General features: G+C 73.0%; 20 protein-coding genes. 10 read left to right on the top strand and 10 right to left on the bottom strand.

Annotation, left to right across the window (positions count from 1 at the left end; genetic code table 11):
• Nucleotides 1-96: 96 nt before the first annotated feature.
• Complete coding sequence (locus ACZ7HT_RS12750; RefSeq protein WP_471163808.1) at nucleotides 97-1056, top strand: ATP-binding cassette domain-containing protein; 960 nt, start codon at nucleotides 97-99, stop codon at nucleotides 1054-1056.
• On the top strand, nucleotides 1056-1862 hold the full coding sequence (locus ACZ7HT_RS12745; protein ID WP_471163806.1) for an ABC transporter permease subunit: 807 nt from the start codon (nucleotides 1056-1058) through the stop codon (nucleotides 1860-1862). The genes ACZ7HT_RS12750 and ACZ7HT_RS12745 overlap by 1 nt, the downstream gene beginning before the upstream one ends.
• A 10-nt stretch (nucleotides 1863-1872) precedes the next feature.
• Here ACZ7HT_RS12745 and ACZ7HT_RS12740 read toward each other — a convergent pair whose 3' ends face one another.
• The 3 genes from ACZ7HT_RS12740 to ACZ7HT_RS12730 form a co-directional block, all read right to left on the bottom strand.
• Nucleotides 1873-3081 carry an FAD-dependent monooxygenase gene (locus ACZ7HT_RS12740; protein WP_471163803.1) on the bottom strand — a complete coding sequence of 403 codons (1209 nt, stop codon included), beginning with the start codon at nucleotides 3079-3081 and terminating at the stop codon, nucleotides 1873-1875.
• Between the two features lie 181 nt (nucleotides 3082-3262).
• Nucleotides 3263-3883, bottom strand: a complete 621-nt coding sequence (locus ACZ7HT_RS12735) for a response regulator (protein WP_015035223.1) — start codon at nucleotides 3881-3883, stop codon at nucleotides 3263-3265.
• A complete protein-coding gene (locus ACZ7HT_RS12730; RefSeq protein WP_471163800.1) occupies nucleotides 3883-5049 on the bottom strand; it encodes a sensor histidine kinase in 1167 nt (388 codons plus the stop codon). Before ACZ7HT_RS12730 ends, ACZ7HT_RS12735 begins: the two co-directional genes overlap by 1 nt.
• A 252-nt stretch (nucleotides 5050-5301) precedes the next feature.
• Between ACZ7HT_RS12730 and ACZ7HT_RS12725 the strand changes: the two genes are divergently transcribed.
• Nucleotides 5302-5838: a GlcG/HbpS family heme-binding protein gene (locus ACZ7HT_RS12725; RefSeq protein WP_471163798.1), complete on the top strand. Its 537-nt coding sequence runs from the start codon at nucleotides 5302-5304 to the stop codon at nucleotides 5836-5838.
• A 96-nt stretch (nucleotides 5839-5934) separates the two neighbouring features.
• On the top strand, nucleotides 5935-7335 hold the full coding sequence (locus ACZ7HT_RS12720; RefSeq protein ID WP_471163796.1) for a M1 family metallopeptidase: 1401 nt from the start codon (nucleotides 5935-5937) through the stop codon (nucleotides 7333-7335).
• Here the strand turns inward: ACZ7HT_RS12720 and ACZ7HT_RS12715 are convergent.
• Together ACZ7HT_RS12715 and ACZ7HT_RS12710 are read right to left on the bottom strand one after the other, a co-directional pair.
• Nucleotides 7332-7850 (bottom strand): GNAT family N-acetyltransferase, encoded by a 519-nt coding sequence (locus ACZ7HT_RS12715; RefSeq protein WP_471163793.1) that lies wholly within the window; start codon nucleotides 7848-7850, stop codon nucleotides 7332-7334. The two genes, ACZ7HT_RS12720 and ACZ7HT_RS12715, sit on opposite strands and share 4 nt — an antisense overlap.
• A 58-nt stretch (nucleotides 7851-7908) precedes the next feature.
• Nucleotides 7909-8484: a TerD family protein gene (locus ACZ7HT_RS12710; RefSeq protein WP_073911578.1), complete on the bottom strand. Its 576-nt coding sequence runs from the start codon at nucleotides 8482-8484 to the stop codon at nucleotides 7909-7911.
• 115 nt (nucleotides 8485-8599) lie between these two features.
• Between ACZ7HT_RS12710 and arfB the strand changes: the two genes are divergently transcribed.
• Nucleotides 8600-9037, top strand: coding sequence for an alternative ribosome rescue aminoacyl-tRNA hydrolase ArfB (gene arfB / locus ACZ7HT_RS12705; RefSeq protein WP_471163789.1), 438 nt, complete (start codon nucleotides 8600-8602; stop codon nucleotides 9035-9037).
• A gap of 40 nt (nucleotides 9038-9077) precedes the next feature.
• Here arfB and ACZ7HT_RS12700 read toward each other — a convergent pair whose 3' ends face one another.
• On the bottom strand, nucleotides 9078-9641 hold the full coding sequence (locus ACZ7HT_RS12700) for a flavin reductase family protein (RefSeq protein ID WP_471163788.1): 564 nt from the start codon (nucleotides 9639-9641) through the stop codon (nucleotides 9078-9080).
• Nucleotides 9642-9923: 282 nt separating this feature from the next.
• Here ACZ7HT_RS12700 and cdgB point away from each other — a divergent pair, with 282 nt between their 5' ends.
• The gene (gene cdgB / locus ACZ7HT_RS12695) at nucleotides 9924-11690 is read left to right on the top strand and encodes a diguanylate cyclase CdgB (RefSeq protein ID WP_471163786.1); all 1767 of its coding nucleotides are present in this window, start codon (nucleotides 9924-9926) and stop codon (nucleotides 11688-11690) included.
• A gap of 73 nt (nucleotides 11691-11763) precedes the next feature.
• Nucleotides 11764-12723 carry a CBM35 domain-containing protein gene (locus ACZ7HT_RS12690; RefSeq protein WP_471163783.1) on the top strand — a complete coding sequence of 320 codons (960 nt, stop codon included), beginning with the start codon at nucleotides 11764-11766 and terminating at the stop codon, nucleotides 12721-12723.
• A 205-nt stretch (nucleotides 12724-12928) separates the two neighbouring features.
• Here the strand turns inward: ACZ7HT_RS12690 and ACZ7HT_RS12685 are convergent, their stop codons facing one another.
• The 3 genes from ACZ7HT_RS12685 to ACZ7HT_RS12675 form a co-directional block, all read right to left on the bottom strand.
• Nucleotides 12929-13855, bottom strand: a complete 927-nt coding sequence (locus tag ACZ7HT_RS12685) for a 1-phosphofructokinase family hexose kinase (protein WP_471163781.1) — start codon at nucleotides 13853-13855, stop codon at nucleotides 12929-12931.
• Between the two features lie 127 nt (nucleotides 13856-13982).
• Entirely contained in the window at nucleotides 13983-15137 is a 1155-nt protein-coding gene (gene nagA, locus ACZ7HT_RS12680; RefSeq protein ID WP_471163778.1) for an N-acetylglucosamine-6-phosphate deacetylase, read from the bottom strand.
• Complete coding sequence (locus ACZ7HT_RS12675; RefSeq protein ID WP_471163775.1) at nucleotides 15137-16087, bottom strand: ROK family protein; 951 nt, start codon at nucleotides 16085-16087, stop codon at nucleotides 15137-15139. The genes nagA and ACZ7HT_RS12675 overlap by 1 nt, the downstream gene beginning before the upstream one ends.
• 242 nt (nucleotides 16088-16329) lie before the next feature.
• Here ACZ7HT_RS12675 and ACZ7HT_RS12670 point away from each other — a divergent pair, with 242 nt between their 5' ends.
• The 3 genes from ACZ7HT_RS12670 to otsB are packed head-to-tail and all read left to right on the top strand — an operon-like array spanning nucleotide 16330 to nucleotide 18782.
• Nucleotides 16330-17613 carry an extracellular solute-binding protein gene (locus ACZ7HT_RS12670; protein ID WP_471163772.1) on the top strand — a complete coding sequence of 428 codons (1284 nt, stop codon included), beginning with the start codon at nucleotides 16330-16332 and terminating at the stop codon, nucleotides 17611-17613.
• A gap of 12 nt (nucleotides 17614-17625) precedes the next feature.
• The gene (locus ACZ7HT_RS12665) at nucleotides 17626-17892 is read left to right on the top strand and encodes a DUF3263 domain-containing protein (protein ID WP_471163769.1); all 267 of its coding nucleotides are present in this window, start codon (nucleotides 17626-17628) and stop codon (nucleotides 17890-17892) included.
• Nucleotides 17893-17939: 47 nt separating this feature from the next.
• Nucleotides 17940-18782, top strand: coding sequence for a trehalose-phosphatase (gene otsB, locus ACZ7HT_RS12660; RefSeq protein ID WP_471163766.1), 843 nt, complete (start codon nucleotides 17940-17942; stop codon nucleotides 18780-18782).
• 80 nt (nucleotides 18783-18862) lie between these two features.
• Here otsB and ACZ7HT_RS12655 read toward each other — a convergent pair whose 3' ends face one another.
• Nucleotides 18863-21169: an immune inhibitor A domain-containing protein gene (locus ACZ7HT_RS12655; RefSeq protein ID WP_471163763.1), complete on the bottom strand. Its 2307-nt coding sequence runs from the start codon at nucleotides 21167-21169 to the stop codon at nucleotides 18863-18865.
• Nucleotides 21170-21224: the final 55 nt, after the last annotated feature.

Raw genomic sequence — 21224 nt, 5'->3', positions numbered from 1 at the left:
CGGCCCGCGGGCGTACGCCTCCGGGCCACCCCCTCGGGCGGGTTGTGGCCGCCGGGCCGATGTGGCGGCGGGTGCGTGACGGCCACGGTGGACCGCATGATCGAAGTCCACGAACTGACCAAGCGGTACGGCCGCCGACGCCAAGGCCTGCCTCGTCTCGCGGGCCGAGCCGCCACCCTCCCCACCCCCGCCCGCCCCGCCGTCGATCGGCTCACCTTCTCCGTGCAGCCGGGGCGTGTGACCGGTTTCCTCGGGCCCAACGGGGCCGGGAAGTCGACGACCCTGCGGTTGATCCTCGGGCTCGGCGAGCCGACGTCCGGGACCGCCACCGTCGGCGGGCGGCGCTTCCGGGACCTGCCGAGGGGGCTGCGGGACGTCGGGGCCCTGCTCGACGCGCACGACGTGCACGGCGGCCGGACCGCCGAGGCCCATCTCGCGGCGCTGGCCCGCACCAACGGCATCCCGCGCCGCCGGGTCGGCGAGGTCCTCGACGAGGTCGGGCTCGCCGGGGCCGGGCGGCGGAGGATCGGCGGCTATTCGCTCGGCATGAAGCAGCGCCTCGGGATCGCCGCCGCGCTGCTCGGCGATCCGCCGGTGCTGCTCTTCGACGAGCCGGTCAACGGCCTCGACCCGGAGGGTGTGCTGTGGGCGCGGGGGCTGTTCCGGCGGCTGGCCGCCGAGGGCCGGACGGTGTTCGTCTCCAGCCATCTGATGAGCGAGATGGAGCACACCGCCGACGACCTCGTCGTCATCGGCCGCGGCCGGCTCATCGCGGCCGAGAGCGTCGCCGGCTTCGCCGCGCGCGGCACCCGCCGGAGCGTGACGGTCCGGACGGCCGATCCGGCGGCCTCCCGGGGCCTCGCCGACGCCCTGGAGGCCGACGGGGCCACCGTACGAGGAGACGAAGGACGCCTGGGCGTCACCGGGATCGACGCGGAACGGGTCGGGCTCCTCGCCCACCGCCTCGGCGTTCCGCTCGCCGAACTGACCGCGCGCGCCTCCTCCCTCGAAGAGGCGTTCATGGAGCTCACCGCCGACAGTGTGGAGTACCGCTGATGCCGCACGCCCGTTTCCGCGACCTGCTCGCCGCCGAGTGGATGAAGCTGTGGTCGCTCCGCTCCACGCCCTGGGCCTTCGCCGTCGGCGCGGTCGCCGCCCTCGGCGTCAACCTCAACGCGACCCTCGCCGACTACCGCAACTACCCGCACTACTCGGACGGCATCAAGGAGCTCTTCGTGCCGATCTGGGCGATGCGCGACGCGTTCACGCTCGGCGGTGCCATGGTGTTCGTCCTCGCGACCGGCTCGATCGGCGCGCTGGTGATCGTCGGCGAGTACGGCACGGGCCAGATCCGTACGACCTTCGCGGCCGTCCCCGCCCGCCGGGCCGTCGTCGCGGCGAAGACGCTCGTCCTCGCGGCCGTGATGACGGCGTACGGCGCGCTGGTCGCCGGGGTGTCGTTCGCCGCCACGCAGGCCGTGCTCGACGGCCGGGGCGTCGGCATGGCGCTCGGCGACGAGGGCGTGGCGCGGGCGGTCGCCGCGTCGGCGCTCCTCGCGCCGGTGTGCGCGCTCGCCGGCTTCGGTCTCGGGGCGCTGCTGCGGCACACGGCGACGGCGATCGTCTCCCTGACCGGCGTACTGCTCCTGCTGCCGGCCCTGATGGACGACCGCAACCGCTGGGGCGCGACGTTCCTGCACGCGCTGCCGCAGGGCGCGTGGCAGCGGCTCACGCAGGTGGGGGCGTCGCCGGTGCCGGTGGACCATCCGTGGACCGCGGGCGGGGCGTGGACCGTGTACGCGGCCTGGGCGGTGGGCGCGGTGGCGGTGGCCTTCCTCGCCGTCCACCGCCGGGACGTGTGATCCGCGAGGCTCAGCGGCCCCGGCCGTGCACCGCCCGCGCCACCCGCGGCCCCAGCCAGCGCTTGAGGCGCCGCAGGGACTCCAACTGCTCGGCGGCCCGGTCGATCCGGTAGTACAGCTGCGGCGGTACGTGCGGCAGCAGCGGCGAGTGCCGCTGGCCGAGGAGGGCGAACATCTTGGCCGGCTCCAGGCACATGTAGCGCGGCAGGTTCTCGTACCACCGGGCGCTGTAGCGGGCCGCGCTCTGCGCCGAGACCAGTTCGGCGCGCCGCCGCCTGCCGTACGCGGTGAGGGCCGCGTCCAGCTCGCCGGGGGCGCTCAGGGCGTCGGCGAGGGCGAGCGCGTCCTCCAGGGCGAGGGTGGTGCCCGCGCCGATCGAGTAGTGCGTGGTGTGGGCGGCGTCGCCGAGGAGGACGAGGTTGCCGCGGTGCCAGACCCGGTTGGTGAGGGTGCGGAAGGTGAGCCACTGGGCGGCGCCGTCGGCGCGCTCGCGGCCGATCAGCTCGTGCCCGTCGAGGAGGTCGTGGAAGAGCTTCTCCAGGAGGTTCAGGCTGTCGGCCTCGCCGCGCGTGTCGAGGCCGAGGCCGGTCCAGGTCTCCGGCGAGCACTCGACGACGCAGGTGGAGCGTTCGCCGCTGAACCCGTAGGCGTAGCACCAGATCCAGCCGTGCTCGGTCTCCTTGAACGCGAAGCTGAAGGAGTCGAAGACCTTGGTCGTGCCCAGCCAGATGTACTGGTTGCGGCCGCTCGTGACCTCGCTGCCGAAGTGGTCGGCGTGCGCCTCGCGGAGCGCGCTGTTGACGCCGTCGGCGGCGACGACCAGGTCCGCGCCGGTGAGTTCGGGCGCGTCCGGGCCGGGGATGTCGTGCTCGAACTCGACCCGTACGCCCAGCTCCTCGGCCCGGTCGGCGAGCAGCGCCAGCATCCGCCGCCGCCCGATCCCGAAGCCCGCGTCGCCGCGGTGGACGGTCCGCTCGTCGCGGACGATGGCGACCCCGTCGGTCCAGGTGACGGAGGCCTCCGCGACCGCCGCCGCGGACTCGGGGTCGCCCGCGCGCAGCTTGTCGAGCAGCCCCGCCCAGTACGTCACGCCCCAGCCGTACGTGGAGCCCTCGGGGTTCCGTTCGTACACGGCGATGTCGTGGGACGGGTCCTGCCGCTTCAGCAGGATCGAGAGGTAGAGGCCGGCGGGTCCGCCGCCGACGATCGCGAGCTTCACGTGCGCTCCCACTGAGACATGACACCGTGCGGTCGAATGACGACGCACGGTAGCAGTGGGGGTGGGGTGGTGCCGGGGAATGCCACCACGGACCAGTCCTACGGGCTACGGCAGCAGGCGATGGCCATGGGAGAAGGCGGTGGCTACGGCAGCAGCGAGCGGCTACGGCATGAGAGGGCGGCTACGGCAGCAGGCGGCGTTCCTTCGCCACCGCGACCGCGCCCGCCCGGGTGTCGACGCCGAGCTTCGCGTAGATCCGGCCGAGGTGCGTCTTCACCGTCGCCTCGCTGATGAACAGCGCCCGCGCGATCTCCCGGTTGCCCAGGCCGCGGCCCAGCTGGCCGAGGATGTCCCGTTCCCGGTCCGTGAGCGAGGGGCCCGCAGCCCCGCGCATGCGGTCCATGACCCGGCTGGCGACCGGCGGGGAGAGGGCCGTGCGGCCCTGGGCGGCGGAGTGGATCGCCGCGAACAGCTCCTCGGGCCGCTCGGCCTTGAGCAGATAGCCCGTCGCGCCCGCCTCGATGGCCCGGGTGATGTCCGCGTCCGTGTCGTACGTGGTGAGGACCAGGACGTGGACACCGGTGGGCGCGATCCGCCGCGTCGCCTCCACGCCGTCGATGCCCGCGCCGAGCTGGAGGTCCATGAGCACCACGTCCGGCTTCAGCTTCGCCGCCATCGCGACGGCCTCCTCGCCGCTGCCCGCCTCCCCGACCACCTCGATGTCGGGCGTGCTGCCGAGCAGCGCGAGCAGGCCGGCGCGGACGACGACGTGGTCGTCGCAGAGGAGGATCCGTACGGACATCAGGACTCCAGGGAGAGCGGGATCGCGGCGGAGAGCACCGTGCCCTCGCCCGGGGTGGACTCGACCGTCAGGGTGCCACCGAGCTGCTGCGCGCGCACCCGCATCGCGGGCAGACCGTGGCCGCGCTCGGCCTGTTCACGCGAGAGCGCCGGGTCGAAGCCGCGGCCGTCGTCGGCGATGTCCAGGACGACCTGGTCGTCGAGGTAGCTGAGGGTCAGGGCGGCGGAGTCGGCGCCGGCGTGCTCGCGGATGTTCGCGAGGGCGCCCTGCGCGATCCGCAGCAGCGCCGCCTGCACCCGGTCGGGCAGCGGCACCGGGGTGCCGTCGACCCGGAAGGCCGCCGACTCGCGGGCGGCGAGCCCGCGCAGGGCCTCCTCCAGGCCGCCGCCCCCGGCGAGGTCGGCGGGCGCGAGGTCCTGCACGAAGCGGCGGGCCTCGGCGAGGTTGAGCTCGGCGATGGACTCGGCGGTACGGACGTGCCGGCGCGCGGTGCCCGGGTCGCCGTCCCACAGCCGGTCGGCGGCCTGGAGCAGCATCTGCTGGCTGGACAGGCCCTGCGCGAGGGTGTCGTGGATCTCCATGGAGAGCCGCTGGCGCTCCGCGAGGGTGCCCTCGCGGCGCTCGATCGCGGCGAGTTCGCGCCGGGTGCGGATCAGGTCGTCGATGAGCGCCCGCTGCCGGGCGGCCTGCCGGTCGGAGTACACGAAGACGCCGGTGGCGAGGGCGGCGACGGCCGGCGGGGCGACGATCAGGTTCGGGTCCCAGCCGCCGTGCGACAGCTGGACCTGTGCGAAGACCACGAACGCGGTGAGCAGGGCGACGAGGCCGAGCGCGGCGCGCGGCGGGAGGGTGCGCAGGCCCGTGTAGAAGAGGGGCACCGCGCACCAGGCGAAGCTGGGCGCGAGGACGACGAGGACGACCCAGACGGCGACGACCGTGCCCAGCCAGGCGATCCGGCGCGGGGTGGCGCGGGTGCCGAGCACGGGCCCGAGCAGGTAGAGGGAGGCGAGGGTGCCGGTGAGGGTGATGATCCAGGGGCTGCGGGCCTCCCAGTCGTGCCGCAGCAGGAAGCGGGCGAGGGAGGCGCCGAGCAGCAGGAAGAACGCGATGTGCATGACCCGCGCGAGCCAGCGGGCGTCGGGGTCGTGCTTCGTGGGCCGGGTCACCGTGCCGCCTCCCTGCCGTTCTGACCTGGGCCTGTCTGACCTGGGTGTATCCGTCCATGGTGGCCCGGAGGGACCAGGGCGGCATCAACCGATCGGCTGACAGACCCGTCGTCCGGAGTGCGCGCGGAGGACAGCCGGACCGTGGACCGGTGGGCGCCGGTTCCGGCCGGAGGATTGAGGCAGAGCGAAGGACGAACGAACCGCTCGAAAGCTTCCCCCTCCCTCTCCTCCTCACCTCTTACGGAGTCAGTCATGAAGAAGATCCTCCTCGGTGCCACCGCCGCCGCTGTCGTCGCCGCCGGTACCTTCGGCGTGGTCTCCGCGAACGCCGCCGCCCCGGCCGCCGCTCCCGCCGCCGTCATGGCCGACGCGGTGGGCGACAACACGATGCAGACGACGCACCTGACGATCGAGGCCGCCACCAAGGCCGCGCAGGCGACCCTCGACGCCGCCGAGCAGGAGAACCAGCGGGTGTCGGTCGCGGTCGTCGACCGCAACGGCAACACGATCGTCACCCTGCGCGGCGACGGCGCGGGCCCGCAGTCCTACGAGTCGGCCGTGAAGAAGGCGTACACCGCCGTCTCCTGGAACGCCCCGACCTCCGTCCTCGCGGGCCGTCTCGCCAACGCGCCGACCCTGAAGGACATCCCCGGCACCCTCTTCCTCGCCGGTGGCGCCCCCGTCACCGCCAAGGGCGCCCCGATCGCGGGCATCGGCGTCGCCGGCGCCCCGTCGGGCGACCTGGACGAGAAGTTCGCGCAGGCCGGCGTCGCCTCCCTCGCGAAGTAACGCCCCCCAGCTGGTGGTGGCGCCCGGATCCCCCGCCGGGCGCCACTGCCTTTTTCGTTGCGACCTTTTCCTTATTTGACCTTTTAAGATCGGTACGTGTCACAGCGCAGCCGGACCGGAATCGCCGCCCTCGCCGCGGCCCTCACGTCCCTCGCACTCCTCGCGGGCGGCTGCACCGGGGCCGGCGGCGTCCGCGGCACCCCCGGTGCCGCCGGGCTGCGCGACCCGCTCTTCCCGAAGCTCGGCAACGGCGGCTACGACGTCGGCCACTACGGCCTGACCCTCGCCTACGACCCCGCCTCCGGCCGGCTCGACGGCACCGCCGAGATCACCGCCCGCGCCACCCAGGACCTCAGCGCCTTCAACCTCGACCTCGCCGGCCTCACCGTGCGCCGCGCCACCGTCGACGGCGCCCCCGCCGCGTACAACCGCGCCGGGAACGAGCTCACCCTCCGCCCGCGCGACGACATCCCCGAGGGGGCGGAGTTCCGGACCACCGTCACCTACTCGGGCGTGCCCGAGCCGCTCACGGACGCCGACGGCTCCAAGGAGGGCTGGCTGCGCACGGCCGACGGCGCGGTCGCGGTCGGCGAACCGGCCGGCTCCATGACCTGGTTCCCCGGCAACCACCACCCCTCCGACAAGGCGGCCTACGACCTCACGCTCACCCTCCCCGCCGGCCTCGACGGCCTCTCCAACGGCGTCAGGACCGCGACCCGGACCGAGCCGGGCGGACGCGTCACCACCGTCTGGCACACGGCCGAACCCATGGCGAGCTACCTCGCGACCGTGGCCGTCGGCCACTACGAGACGGCGACGGCCACCGCCCTCGGCACCGTGCCCGTCCTCACCGCCGCCGAGGCCCCCGTCGCGGCCGGCAGCGCCGCGCTGCGGGGCGAGGTCCCCGCGGTCCTCGCCCGCCAGGTGAAGCGCTTCGGCCCGTACCCCTTCTCCGCCGCCGGCGCCCTCGTCACGAAGGACGGGGCCCTCGGATACGCCCTGGAGACCCAGACCCGGCCCGTCTTCCCGGCCGCCTCGTTCGACCGGACGACCCTCGTCCACGAGCAGGCCCACCAGTGGTTCGGCAACTCGGTCACGCCCGCGAGCTGGCGGGACATCTGGCTGAGCGAGGGCTTCGCGACGTACGCCGAGTGGCTGTACGACGAGGAGTACGAGCACGTGCCCGCCCGCACCCACTTCGAGCGGGCCTTCGCCCAGGACGCCGACTGGGCCTTCCCGCCGGCCGCACCGCCCACCGCGGAGAACCTCTTCGACCCGCCCGTGTACCAGCGGGGCGCGATGGTCCTGTACAAGCTGCGCGAGACGGTCGGCGACCGCGTCTTCGACGAGATCCTGCGCGGCTGGGCCGCCAAGTACCGCCACGGGAACGCCTCCACGGACGACTTCACGGCCTACGCGGAGAGCGTGGCGGGCCGCGACCTGGGCGGGCTGTGGGACGTCTGGCTGTACGGCGAGGAGAAGCCGGACCAGCCCTAGTCCGTCAGGGACTTCCGCATCACGACGCACGGGCGGCCGTGCGCGAGGTCCCGGCGGCGGGCCGTCTCCTCGTAACCGAGTGCGGTCCAGAAGGCCAGCGCCTTCGGGTTGTTCTCCAGCACCGCGAGCCGGAGGCCGGTGCGGCCCCCGGTGCGGAACCGGTCCTCGACGTACGCGGCGAGCCGGCGCCCGTACCCGGCGCGCCGCGCGTCGGCGTGCACCATCAGCAGGCCGAGCCACGGGTCGGTCTGGGCCGGGTCGGGGTGGCGGCCGAGCGTGACCGCGACGGCGACGAGCCGGCCCTCGGAGCGGGCGAGCAGCACCTCGGCCGTCGGCTGCGCGAGTTCGTCGGCGAGAGCGGCGGCGACCTGCTCGGGCCGGATGTCGTCGGGGTCCGGGAAGTCGCCGCTGAGCTGCTGGAACTCCCGGTTCGACGCGTACAGCGCGGTGAGCTCGGTGAGCAGCGGGCCGGGGAGGGCGTGCGCTTCCGTGCGGGGGAGGGATTCGACGATCACGCGGGAAAGGGTAGGGCCCCGGCGCGAGTTCGCGCCGGGGCCCTGTCGGAGGCGTCCGTCAGAGGTTGACGCCGAAGTCGCGGGCGATGCCCTCGAGACCCGAGGCGTAGCCCTGGCCCACGGCGCGGAACTTCCACTCGGCGCCGTTGCGGTACAGCTCGCCGAAGACCATGGCCGTCTCGACGGCGGCGTCCTCGGAGAGGTCGTAGCGCGCGAGCTCGGCGCCGCCGGCCTGGTTCACGATGCGGATGTAGGCGTTGCGTACCTGGCCGAAGTTCTGCGAGCGGGAGACCGCGTCGTAGATGGAGACCGGGAAGACGATCTTGTCGACGTTCGGCGGGAGGGCCGCGAGGTTGACGTTGATCTGCTCGTCGTCGCCGCCGCCCTCGCCGGTGCGGTTGTCACCGGTGTGGACGATGGTCTGGTCCGGCGTCGACTTGTTGTTGAAGAAGACGAAGTGGGCGTCGGAGGCGACCTTCCCGGCGGCGTCCACGCCGATCGCGGAGGCGTCGAGGTCGAAGTCCGTGCCGGTGGTGGTGCGGACGTCCCAGCCGAGGCCAACGGTGACGGCGGCGAGGCCCGGGGCCTCCTTGGTCAGGGAGACGTTGCCGCCCTTGGACAGGCTCACAGCCATGGAAAGTCCCTTTCATCGTTCTGTCGTCGCCTGGAGAAACGCGTGCGTGCCTCCAGCGGTTCCCGGTGGTCCCGTGGCGAAAACAGGATGACTCCTATGGCCCCGTCCGGGGAACATGGAAGGCATGTCCGGTCCGTATCCCATCCGCGGCTCCGTCTCGCTCCCCGAGGCCGAGCTCCAGTGGCGTTTCTCGCGGTCGTCGGGGCCGGGCGGGCAGCACGTCAACACCAGCGACTCGCAGGTGGAGCTCCGCTTCGACCTCGCGGCCACCGACGCGTTCCCCGAGGTGTGGAAGGCCCGCGCCCTGGAGCGGCTCGCCTCCCGCCTGGTCAACGGCGTCGTGACGGTCCGCGCCTCGGAGCACCGCTCCCAGTGGCGCAACCGCGAGACCGCGGCGGTCCGGCTGGCCGCCCTGCTCGCCGAGGCGACCGCCCCGCCGCCGAAGCCCCGCCGGCCGACGAAGATCCCGCGCGGGATCAACGAACGGCGGCTGCGGGAGAAGAAGCAGCGCTCGGAGACGAAGCGCACCCGCCGGTCCCGCGACTGGAGCTGAGCGGGCCGTAAAGGGCCGCGGCGGGCGATCTCGGCGCTGCTCAGCCGAGCTTGCGGTACTTCCCCTGGTAGTACGTCAGCGGGTCGCCGCCCCCCGAGGACAGACCGACCGTCAGGACCCGGCCCACCACCAGCGTGTGGTCGCCGGCCACCACCCGGCTCTCCGTGCGGCACTCCAGGACCGACAGCGCGCCGCCCATCAGCGGGGCGCCGCTCTCCTCGCCGCGCGTGTACGGCAGGTCGGCGAAGAGGAGCCGGTCGCTGACGCGGTTCTTCATGGCGAATCGCCCGGCGATGTGCCGCTGGTCCTCGGCGAGGATCGACACCGCCCAGACGGGGACCTCGGCGAGCAGGTCGTCCATGCGGGAGCCGTTGCGGAGGCTGACGAGGACCAGGGGCGGGTCGAGGGAGACGGACACGAAGGCGGTGGCCGTCATGCCGACGTCCTCGCCGCGCGGGCCGTCGTCGGGGTCGTGCGCGGTCACCAGGACCACGCCCGCCGCGAGGCGGGCCATGGCCGCACGGAACTCGTCGTTGCTCACCCCCTCAGCATGAGGGATCGCCAGATCGGAGACGGGGGGTGAGGGGGGTGTCTTCTGCAGCACACCCGCACGCTATCCGCGGCCGTCCCGGCCCCGCATCGGGCCGGGGGACCAGGCGGACGGGGTCGGCGGACCTAGGCCCTGTCATATGCCATCGGTGAACGGCGGCTGTACGGCGGCCCACGGGACCCGCCATGACCTGCTGTGACTTGAGTCACAGAGGCCAGTATTTGCTGACCCTGTGTACCGGGTGTGGAGCTCACTGTGATTCAGTGGCGGTGACAGTGCAGTACGAAGCCGATGAGAACCCTGGAGTTGCTGTCGAGGTCTCGGGGAGAGCGAGCGATGGAGACCGAGTCGGAGCCTTACGTCCGTCTCTCGACCCTGCGGCAGCTGCATCAGGTCGTGGCGGACCTCAACACTGCCCGCAGCCTGGCGGACACCCTGCAGACCGTCGCCGACGGTGTGGTCGCCGGTCTCAACTACGAGCTGGCCTGCGTCAACCTCGTCCGCCCCGACGGTGACCTCGTCGTCGCCGCCTTCGCCGGAAGCTCCGCCGCGGAGGCCCTGATCACCGGCCGCGTCGGCTCCCGCACCTCCTGGGAGCGCCGCCTGTCCATGGGCGTCTCCTGGGGCGACCTGCGGTTCATCCCGCACACCGAGGGCTGGGTCCTCATGGAGGACGACGTCCCCCAGTGGCACACCGAGGGGCCCGCGCCCCGCTTCGAGGACGAGTGGCACCCGCACGACCGGCTCTACGCCCCGATGTACGCGTCGGGCTCCGGCCGTGAGCTCCTCGGCGTCATATCCGTCGACCGCCCGCGCAACGGCCGGCACCCCGGCCCCTGGGGTCAGGAAGCGCTCCAGATGTACGCCTCGCAGTCGGCCATCGCCATCAGCAACGCCCGCCTCCGCTCCAACATGCAGCGCGCCCTGGTCCGCCTGGAGCGCGAGCAGCAGGCCCTCCGCGCCTCCGAGGAGTCCTTCCGGCAGGCCTTCGAGTACGCGCCCTCCGGCATGGCCATCGCCGAGATGGGCGGCGACCAGCACGGCCGGCTGCTCCGTACCAACGACGCCCTGTGCCGGCTCCTCGGCCGCCCCTCCTCCGTCATGCGGCGGTACTCCTTCGCCGACCTCGTCCACCCCGAGGACATCGGGACCCTGCTCCGCACCTCCGCCGAGGGCGGCCGGGCCGAGCTGCGGCTCGGGCGCCGGGACGGCACGTACGTCTGGGTCTCCCTGCGCAACTCCGTCGTCGCCGACACCGCCGACGGGCCCCGCTTCCTCCTCACCCACGTCGAGGACATCGAGGAGCGCAAGCGGCACGAGCTCCAGCTCGCCCACCGGGCCTCGCACGACGCCCTCACCGGCCTCCCCAACAGCGCCGAGCTCCGCTCCCGGCTCTCCGCCCGGCTGTGCGAGCGGCCGTCGGCGCCGGGGGACGAGGCGGCGTACGGCGCGTACGACTCCCAGCGCGACGGCGGGTACGGGGCGGGGAACGGGGCCGGGAGCGGGAGCGGGAGCGGGGCCGGGAACGGTGCCGGCGGCTACGAGCCCACCTACGACCCCTCCTACGACTCCGGCTACGAGCCGCAGCCGTACGCCCACGAGCACGAGCACGAGCACGGCTTCGGTTTCGAGCCGGCGGGCGCCGGGCCGTACGACCACCACGTCCACATCGTGGCGCCCACCGGCGGCGAGACCGACGACGGCACGAAGGGGCTCGCGGTCCTCTTCTGCGACCTCGACGGCTTCAAGTCGATCAACGACCGGTTCGGGCACCACACCGGCGACGCCGTCCTCATCGAGGTCGCGCGGCGGCTCACCACGGGCGTCCGGGACGGCGACACGGTGGCCCGGCTCGGCGGGGACGAGTTCGTCGTCCTCGCCGACGGCCTCGGCGCCGCCGACGCCGCCGACCTCGCCGTCCGCCTGCGGAACGCGATCATCCCGCCGATCCGGGTGGACGGGCGGGCGGTCCGCGTCGGGGCGAGTTTCGGCATCGGCTGGGCCGAATGCGGGATGACCGTGGAAGAGGTCCTGAACTCCGCCGACCAGCGGATGTACGTGGAGAAGCGTTCCCGCGCCAAGGTCCACCGGCGGGCCGGCTGAGTCGCGCGCTCGCCCGTTCGAGGTAGGCTCGGCCGGTCGGCGACGGCCGGCGAGCATGGAGAGGACGACCCGGATGGCTGCCGGAAACGACGGCGCGAACACGCCCGAGGACGACGATCCGTTCGGCTACCTCTACGAGGACGGCCAGGCAGCGGGTGCCCGGCCCCCGCAGGGCGGCGGCTACGGCTACCCCGGCCCCGCCCCGGCGCAGCCGGGCGTGCCCCGGACCTCGTACAACCAGGTCAGGACCGTCGGCGAGCGCAAGTACGGCCACCACCAGCAGCAGCCGTACGTGCCGCCGCAGCAGGCCCCGTACGGGCAGCCGCAGGCGCAGTACGCGGCGCCCGAGACCTACGGTGCGCAGCCGCAGACCCGCCCGATCCCGGCCCAGCGCGGCGGCGGCTCCGGCCGCGGCCCCAACACGAAGGGCATCCTGGCGGGCGCCATCGCGGTCGTCGCGGTCGTCGTCATCGGCATCTCGGTCGCCCTGTTCAACAACACGGGCAACGAGAACGACAAGGACGCCCAGGGCGGCGGCAACACCCCGTCGACCGCCCCCTCCCAGGCCTCCGAGACGCCGAGCACCGAGCCGAGCGCCGAGAAGACCCCGGAAGAACTCCCGAAGCAGGACGCGGCGACGCTGACGCTGGGCGGGTCGGCGACGACGGAGAGCGTCGTGAAGGGCGCCGAGGGCGTCGGCGGCGCGTACGTGTCGGGCTTCAACACGCCGGGCGCCTCGGTGACCTGGAAGGCGAAGATGCCGACGGAGGGCAAGTACCGCCTGACCGTGCGCTACGCCATCCCGGCGGTCGACGCCAACGCCACCCTGACGGTGAACGGCAAGGCGAACTCCCTGCCGATCGGTCTGAAGAACTTCATCAAGTCCTCGGACCCGAACCTGGAGAAGAACTGGCAGACCACCTGGGCGCCGGTCGACCTCCAGAAGGGCGACAACGAGATCAAGATCTCGTGCGAGGCCGGCAACCAGTGCAACGTGCTGCTCGACTGGCTGGAAGTCACCCCGGTGGTGTAGGCGCCGCACCACCTGTGGTGATGCCCTGACGGCCACCCTTCCTCGGCCGCCCGTAAACGTAAGATCATCCTCTGATGATCCTTCCCTCGCTGACCACGAGGGAAGGCTGGACGATACGGGGAGTCCTCAGGGGCGGAAGGGCTGGGTCGCCGACAGGTGCGTGTCGCTCGGGCGCATCGCCTGAGGACCCGGTAGGACGGCGTGGTCAGGCAAGGGCCGGCTGCGCCGTCACCGTCACCCGCGTCAGCAGCTCCTCGTACGCCCCCGTGTCGAACTCGCCCGCCACCGGGGAGAGGACCGTCGCCGCTGAGAGGGCGACCGCGCGGGTGAGGCGTTCGGGCCAGGGGGCTTCGTCCACCAGGCCTGAGAGGAGGCCGGCGACGGCCGAGTCGCCCGCGCCTGTGGGGTTGCCCTTGACCGTGGCGGGCGGGGTCGCGCGCCACAGGCCCTCGGGGGTGGCGGCGAGCATGCCCTCGGGGCCGAGTGAGGAGACGACCGCGTGGGCGCCCCGGCGTCGGGCGTCGCGGGTGGCCCGATGGGGTTCGCGGGTGCCGGTCAGTTGGGCGAGTTCCTCGGCGTTGGGCTTGACCAGGTCGGGCCGGGCGGCGATGCCGCGGCGGAGGGGTTCGCCGCTGGTGTCCAGGAGGACGGGGACGCCGGCCGTCCGGGCGAGGCGGATCAGTTCCGCGTACGCGCCGACGTGGATGCCCGGCGGCAGGCTGCCGCAGAGGGCGACCGCCCGTGCTCCGTCGAGGAGTTCGGTGAAGCGGGCGCGGAAGGCGGTCCATTCCGCGGCGGTGACGGTCGGGCCCGGTTCGTTGAGCTGGGTGGTGTCGCCGCTCGCGGTGTCGACGACGGCGACCGTGCGGCGGGTGGTCCCGGCGGTCTCGACGAGTTCGTCGCGTACGGGCGTGGCCGCCAGCTGGTCCCGCAGCGTCGCGCCCGTCGCCCCGCCCGCGAAGCCCGTGGCGACGGTCTCGTGGCCGAGGGCGGCGAGGACGCGGGCGACGTTGAGCCCCTTGCCGCCGGGCCGTTCGATGACCTGGGTGACGCGGTGGGAGGCGTGCGGGGTGAGGGCGGGGACCCGGTAGGTCAGGTCCAGTGCCGTGTTGAGGGTGACCGTGAGGATCAAGACCCGTCCACCCCCCGTACTCCTCGTGAAGTTCTGTGGAACGCACGTTCCGACGGGCACCGATCATGCCAAACGAACGGCGGTTGGCCCAGACCCACGGCCAACCGCCCTCCCGGGTGACACCTGATCAGACGGTCGTGCTCTCCAGCGGATCCACGATCCACTCGCCCTTGCGCATGACGCCCTTGAGCTCGAACTCGGCGTCGAGGACCACGATGTCGGCGTCCTTGCCGGGCTCCAGGGAGCCGACGCGGTCGTACATGCCGAGCAGTCGGGCCGGGTTGGCGGAGATGGCCTGGACGACGGATTCGACCGGCAGGCCGTCGATGGTCGCCGCCCGCTTGAAGGCGCGGTCCAGGGTGAGGGTGGAGCCGGCGATGGAGCCGCCCTCGACGAGGCGGGCGACGCTGTCCTTCACCTCGACGGCCAGCGGGCCGAGCATGTAGCGGCCGTCGCCGAATCCCGCGGCGTCCATGGCGTCGGTGATGAACGCGACCCGCTCGGGTCCCGCGTGGTGGAAGGCGAGCTCCAGGGCGGCGGGGTGGAGGTGGGTGCCGTCGTTGATGAGCTCGACGGTGATCCGCTCGTCCTCCAGGAGGGCGGCGATCGGGCCGGGGGTGCGGTGTCCGAGGGCGGGCATCGCGTTGTAGAGGTGGGTGGCGACGGTGGCGCCCGCGTCGATGGCGGCCCGCGTCTGCTCGTACGTCGCGTCGGTGTGGCCGATGGCGGCGATCACGCCGTGCTCGGCGAGGAGGCGTACGGAGTCGATGCCGCCGGGCAGCTCGGTGGCGAGGGTGACCATCCTGGCCTGGCCGCGCGCGGCGTCGACGAGCTTGCGGACCTCGGCCGGGTCGGGGTCGCGGAGCAGGGTCTCGTCGTGGGCGCCCTTGCGGCAGGGGGAGATGAACGGGCCCTCGAAGTGGATGCCGGCGATGTCGCCCTGTTCGGCGAGCTCGGAGAGCAGCCCGGCGCGCCGGCCGAGGAAGTCCATGTCGCCGGTGACGAAGGAGGCGACGACGGTGGTGGTGCCGTGCAGGCGGTGGGTGTGGACGCCCTTGAGGACCTCGTCGACGGTGCCGGAGGTGAAGGAGGCGCCGCCGCCGCCGTGGTTGTGCAGGTCGACGAAGCCGGGGACGAGCCAGTGGCCGCTCAGGTCGACGACGGGGGCGCCCTCCGGGGCGGAGCCCGCGATGCGGTCGCCTTCGACGATCACGCGTCCGTTCTCCACCGTCCCGGTGGGCAGCACGACATGTGCGCCGGCGAGAACCTTGTGATCGGCCATCAGGCGGAAACCTCCGAGTCGGTGGGGTGCTGTGCGGCGAGAAGGTCCCAGGCGAGGAGACCCGCGCCCAGGCATCCGGCGGTGTCCCCGAGGGCCGCCGGGACGATGGCGGGCAGCTTCTGGAACGTGACGCGTTCCTCCACGGCGGCCCGGAGTGGTGTGAACAAGGTTTCCCCGGCCTCGGCGAGCCCGCCACCGATGATGAGGGTGCGCGGGTCCAGGAGGGTGAGCGCGGTGACGAGGCCGTCGGCGAGGGCGTCGACGGCGTCCTGCCAGACCCGTACGGCCGTGGCGTCGCCGGATTCGACGGCCTTGGCGCAGTCGGCGGCGTCGGCCTCGGGGGCGCCGCTCGCCTCGGCCCAGGCGAGGGAGACGGCGGAGGCGGAGGCGTACCGCTCCAGGCAGCCGCGCTGGCCGCAGCCGCAGTCGGTGCCGCCGGGGCGGACGACGATGTGGCCGATCTCGCCGGCGTAGCCGTGGGCGCCGGCCTCGATGCGGTCGCCGATGCCGATGGCTCCGGCGATGCCGGTGCCGAGGGGCACGAAGAGGAAGCGGTCGGCTCCGTTGCCCGCGCCGATACGGCCTTCGGCGAGGCCGCCGGTGCGGACGTCGTGGCCGAGGGCGACGGGGATGCCGTCGAGTCGGAGGCTGAGGAGTTCGCGCATGGGAACGTCGCGCCAGCCGAGGTTGGCGGCGTAGACGGCGATGCCGTTCTCGGCGTCGACGATGCCGGGGACGGCGACTCCGGCGGCCGCGGCGGGCTCTCCGTACCGCTCCTGGCCGAGGGCGCGGAGCTCTTCGGCGAAGCCGAGGATGGTCTCCACCACGGCCTCGGGGCCGCGCTCGCGCCCGGTGGCGCGGCGGGCCTCGTGCAGCAGGGTGCCGTCCGCCCCGACGAGGGCGGCCTTCATGCCGGTGCCGCCCACATCCAGGGCGATGACGTGTCTCACGGGGGACAGTCTGTCCCGCGGGAACCCAAAAGGTCTAGTCCACTGCCGAGGATTGTTGCGCGCGGATACAAATTCGAAGGCGGCCATGGAGCCATGGTCCCGTCGCAGTTGCGGAAGTGATACCCAAGTGGTGTAGACCTCACACCCGCGCCCGGTGCAGACTTACGGCCCTGAGAAGAGCAAACACGCAGCTCAATGCAGCGAGAACGCTGACGAAACGACAGCTCAAAGACGAGCAAAAGGTGGATGAAGCCGTGGAGCGGCGACGATTCCTTGGATTGACCGCGGCCGCCGCCGCCCTCGGACTGACCGCCACGGTCGCCGGCTGCGGCTCCCTGGGCGGGGACTCCGGCGATGTGACCCTGAAGCTGGTCGCCGCCGACTACGACCTGACGGGCGGCGACACCACCAAGAAGTACTGGGCCGACCTCGTCACCGCCTTCGAGGCGAAGCACCCCGGGGTCAAGGTCGAGGTCCAGGTCGTCTCCTGGGACGACGTCGACCGCAAGGTCGCCGAGATGGTCAAGGCCGGCCAGGCCCCCGACATCGCCCAGATCGGCGCCTACGCCGACTACGCGGCCGCCGACCAGCTCTACGCCGCCGACGAGCTCCTCTCCATCCGCGTCCAGGCCAACTTCCTGGCCCCGCTCGTCGCCGCCGGCGAGTACAAGCGCACCCAGTACGGCATGCCGTTCGTCGCCTCCACCCGGCCGCTCTTCTACAACAAGGACCTCTTCCAGGAGGCCGGCGCCAAGGCCCCCACCACCTGGGACGAGCTCGCCGAGGCCGCCGAGAAGCTCAAGGCCAAGGGCGTCACCACCCCCTTCGCGCTGCCCCTCGGCCCCGAGGAGGCCCAGGCCGAGGCCCTCATGTGGCTCCTCAGCGGCGGCGGCGGCTGGACCGACGCCGCCGACCGCTACGCCGTCGACTCCGACGCCAACATCCGCACCTTCGAGTGGCTCCGCACGAACCTCGTCGGCAAGGACCTCACCGGCCCCGTCGCCCCCGGCAGGCTCAACCGCAAGGCCGCCTTCGCCGCCTTCGCGAACGGCGAGGTCGGCATGCTCAACGGCCACCCCTCGCTCCTCAAGGAGGCCGCGAAGAAGGGCGTCCAGGTCGGCCAGGTCCCCCTCCCCGGCGTCGACGGCACGCCCAAGACCTCCATGGGCGTCGCCGACTGGATCATGGGCTTCAAGCAGAACGGCCACCGCAAGGAGATCGGCGACTTCCTCAACTTCGTCTTCAGCGACGAGAACGTCCTGAAGTTCGCCGGCGACAACGACCTCCTGCCGGTCACCGTCACCGCCTCCACCCGCATGGAGACCGACCCCGCCCACGCCAACCTGCGCGTCTTCCTCAAGGTCCTCCCCGACGCGCAGCTCCCGCCGGTCGGCAAGACCTCCTGGGCCAAGGTCAGCGAGGACGTCAAGCAGAACATCGGCAAGGCCGTCACCCCCGGCGGCAAGCCCGCCGACGTCCTCGGCCGGATCGGCCGGGCGGCGACGGCGGCGGAGAACGCGGAGTAATAGGTTGGTCGTATGACCGCCTTCGAGGAGACAGAGGAAGACGGCGAGAGCGGGCTCGGGGAGCAGGAGCGGGCGCTCCTCGCCGTCGAGCGCCGCTCCTGGCCCGGACCCGGTGCCAAGGAGCGGGCCGTCCGCGAGCGGCTCGGGCTCTCGCCGACCCGCTACTACCAGCTCCTCAACGCCCTCCTCGACGACCCGCGCGCCCTGGCCCACGACCCCGTGACCGTCAACCGGCTGCGCCGGGTCCGCGAGGAGAAACAGCGCCGCCGCGAAGGGTGACCCCGGCCACGCTGACGTGACCCCCGTACCTCGGTAGGGTCGGAAACATGGTCAGCAGCCTCCCGCACCCGACCACCCCTACCGGCCGAGACGGTCTGGCCGCGCTCCTCGCGCGGCCCGCGAAGGCCGTCGTCGCCCTCGACTTCGACGGCACCCTCGCCGAGATCGTCCCCGACCCCGAGCAGGCCCGCGCCCACCCCGGCGCCGTGCCCGCGCTCGCCGCCCTCGCCCCGCAGGTCGCCTCGATCGCCGTCGTGACCGGCCGCCCCGCCGGGGTCGCCGTCCGCTACGGCGGCTTCGCCGGCGTCCCCGGCCTTGAGCACCTCGTCGTCCTCGGCCACTACGGCGCCGAACGCTGGGACGCCGTCACCGGCACCGTCAAGGCCGCCGCCCCGCACCCCGGCGTCGCCTCCGTCCGCGCCGAGCTCCCCGGCTTCCTGGACCGGGCCGGGGCCTGGCCGGGCGTCTGGATCGAGGAGAAGGGCCGCGCGGTCGCCGTCCACACCCGCCGCGCCCAGGACCCGGAGGGCGCCTTCGAGGCCCTGCGCGGTCCCCTCGGCGAGCTCGCCGTCGCCCACGGCCTCGTCCTGGAGCCGGGCCGGATGGTCCTGGAGCTGCGCCCGCCGGGCATGGACAAGGGGCTGGCCCTCGCGGAGTACGTACGGGAGCTGGGCGCCGGGTCCGTGCTGTACGCGGGCGACGACCTGGGCGACCTGCCGGCCTTCGCGGCGGTCGAGAAGCTCCGCTCCGACGGCACCCCGGGCGTCCTGGTGTGCAGCGGCTCCACGGAGGTCCCGGAACTGGCCGAGCGCGCGGACCTGTCCGTGGCGGGCCCGGCGGGCGTGGTGGAGTTCCTGACGGCACTGGCGAGGGCGGTACGGGAGGGCTGACGGGCCCCCGAGAACGCGGCGGGGGCGGTACGGAGGGCCGCTGAGCCCCTCCGTACCGCCCCTGTCTTCTTACGTACCGGTCAGTGCGCGGCCGGGTTGGCGACGCTGATCGTCAGGTCGTCGCCGGCGTCACCGGTGACCGTGACGCGCACGCCGTGCCCGGCGACCTTCACGCTGGCCTGGGGCGCCGAGGCGTCCCAGTAGGCATTCGGGTCGGTGTCGTCGAAGACCGGGATGCCCGGGACGGAGGGGGCGCAGGCCGCCAGCGTCTCGACGGTCTTGTTGCCGCCCTTGCCCACCAGGACCTCCTTGTGGAGGCAGGTCGCGTCCGTGGCCTCCAGGCCGAAGGTCGCGTCGAAGGGCTGGCGCCGGTTGGTGGGCGCGGTGCCGTCGGCGTACCGGAAGGGGGCCGGGCGGGCGTCGACGGCCATCGCCGAGCCGCCACCGGGGTGCTTGCTGACGTTGTTGTCGTCGAAGGACCGGTCGACGTACCAGACGAGCATGCCGTTCTGGAAGCGGAAGTACTCGACCCAGTCGGGGGCGGTGATGCCCTTGCTGAACTGGTACGGGCCCTCGGCGAGGAGCGCGTCGGCGCCGACGTACTCGCGGTTCTCGACGAGGTAGTACCGCGGCGAGGTGGCCGTCTCGGTGCCGGTGGAGATCTTCCAGCGGCCCTGCGCGGTCCAGCCGCCCACGCCCTGCTCGACGTCGTCGGCCGCGAGGGTCGTCCCGCCGGAGGTCAGCGTGACGTCGTCGAGGAACGCGCCGGCGAAGTGCACGCCGCCGTCGCTCTGGTAGCGGAAGCGGAAGAGGGACGGCTTGCCCGCGGAGTCGTACGAGTAGCGCAGCGTCGTCCACTTGCCGGCGGAGGAGCCGGAGACGGAGGCGCCGGCGCGGGCCCAGGTGGCGCCGCCGTCGAGGGAGTACTCGGCGAAGAGGTAGTCGAAGTCGGCCTCGATCTCGTACCAGGCACTCGCCTTGACGGTCACCTTCGGGGCGGCCGGCACGGAGCGGGTGAGGGACTGGTTGAGGCCGTCGGCGGAGCCGGTCCACCAGGCGTGCGTGCCGGAGGCGGGCGTGGCGTAGGTGGTGCTGCTCGTCTTGTCCGGGAGCGCGACGCGGACGGCCTGCTCCTTGCCGGGGACCTGGAGGGCGGCCGGGCTCAGGGTGTACGAGCCGTCGGCGCCGAGCGGGGCGTCGGCGTAGTCCAGCCAGCCGAGGAAGAGCTTCTCCTCGGCGCCCATGAGGCCCGGGTGGGTGCCGATGCCGGCGTTGGCGGCGGCGCCGTGGCCGAGCCAGGAGCCGGAGCTCATCAGGGTCCAGAAGGCGGTGGAGTTCTCGCCGCCGTCGGTGTCGTAGTAGTCCGGCAGGCCGAGGTCGTGGCCGAACTCGTGGCAGAAGACGCCGAGTCCGCCGTTCTCGCCCTCGGTGGTGTAGTCGCCGAGCCAGTACCTGGACTGGCCGATGCGGGCGCCGCCGGCCTTGTTCTGCGCACCGGAGACGACGGGCCCGGTCAGCCCGTAGGCATCCCCGTTCACGTACCAGCGGTGGGACCAGATGGCGTCCTCGCCCTGCGCGCCGCCGCCCGCGTCCTCGCCCATGCCGGCGTGCACGGCCTGGAAGTGGTCGATGTAGCCGTCGGGCTCGTCGAAGTCGCCGTCGTGGTCGTAGTCGTTGCGGTCCCAGACGTCGAACTGGGCGAGGTACGCGTCGATCTCGGCCGGCGTCTTGCCGGCGGCGAGCTGGGCGTTCCACCAGGCGTCGCCGGTGTCCTGGATGAAGGCCCAGGAGCCGCCGGTGTCCTCGACGGCGTTGTCGCCGTAGGTGGAGGCGTTGCCGGGGACCTTGACCCAGTCCTCGACGGTGTTGGAGACGGAGTAGGCGCCGCTGGAGAGCTTCTCGTAGAAGGTCTTCATGGACTCGCCGGAGCCGTTGAAGAGTTCCTCGTAGTGGGCCTTGGAGAAGTCGGCGGTCCAGGCGTTGGAGTTGTCGGTGCCCCGGTCGGGCTGGGGTATCTGGTTGTGCAGCGGGCCGGGGGTGGTGCCGAGCTTGCCGGAGCCCTGGTCGCCGAACTCGGAGAGGATCGTGAAGATCTTCTCCTGGCGGGTGGCGGTGGTGGTCTCGGTCTCGGCGAACTTGCCGGGCGCGACCTCGACGACGCCCTGGGCGTTCGCCTTGGCCTTGCCCTTGGCGACCAGGTCGATCGCCTGCTCGCGCAGCTTGGTGCGCTGCTTCGTGAGGGGTCCGGGCCGCTCGTCGAGCCGGGGGGCGTTCGCACCCGCCGGGGCGGCGTCCCGGGCCTCCTGCGCGGCGGCGGGGGTGAGCCCCGCGGCGAGGAGTGCGGTGAGCGCCGACCCGAGAGTCATGCCCACGACAATCTTCTTCACGTGTGTCGCGATCCTTCCGCTTGCCTCATGTGCCTCATGGGGAAAAACGGATCGC

This window comes from Streptomyces sp. NPDC037410 (assembly GCF_055602235.1).
Note: the sequence above shows the minus strand (reverse complement) of the source record. Positions and strands in the feature narration are given on the sequence as shown.

Bases quoted from the DNA above. Each gene is read 5' to 3' on its own strand.
- ACZ7HT_RS12750 (WP_471163808.1), top strand. From the start codon at position 97: ATGATCGAAGTCCACGAACTGACCAAGCGGTACGGCCGCCGACGCCAA.
- ACZ7HT_RS12745 (WP_471163806.1), top strand. From the start codon at position 1,056: ATGCCGCACGCCCGTTTCCGCGACCTGCTCGCCGCCGAGTGGATGAAG.
- ACZ7HT_RS12735 (WP_015035223.1), bottom strand. From the start codon at position 3,883: ATGTCCGTACGGATCCTCCTCTGCGACGACCACGTCGTCGTCCGCGCC.
- ACZ7HT_RS12725 (WP_471163798.1), top strand. From the start codon at position 5,302: ATGAAGAAGATCCTCCTCGGTGCCACCGCCGCCGCTGTCGTCGCCGCC.
- ACZ7HT_RS12710 (WP_073911578.1), bottom strand. From the start codon at position 8,484: ATGGCTGTGAGCCTGTCCAAGGGCGGCAACGTCTCCCTGACCAAGGAG.
- arfB (WP_471163789.1), top strand. From the start codon at position 8,600: ATGGAAGGCATGTCCGGTCCGTATCCCATCCGCGGCTCCGTCTCGCTC.
- cdgB (WP_471163786.1), top strand. From the start codon at position 9,924: ATGGAGACCGAGTCGGAGCCTTACGTCCGTCTCTCGACCCTGCGGCAG.
- ACZ7HT_RS12690 (WP_471163783.1), top strand. From the start codon at position 11,764: ATGGCTGCCGGAAACGACGGCGCGAACACGCCCGAGGACGACGATCCG.
- nagA (WP_471163778.1), bottom strand. From the start codon at position 15,137: ATGGCCGATCACAAGGTTCTCGCCGGCGCACATGTCGTGCTGCCCACC.
- ACZ7HT_RS12665 (WP_471163769.1), top strand. From the start codon at position 17,626: ATGACCGCCTTCGAGGAGACAGAGGAAGACGGCGAGAGCGGGCTCGGG.
- otsB (WP_471163766.1), top strand. From the start codon at position 17,940: ATGGTCAGCAGCCTCCCGCACCCGACCACCCCTACCGGCCGAGACGGT.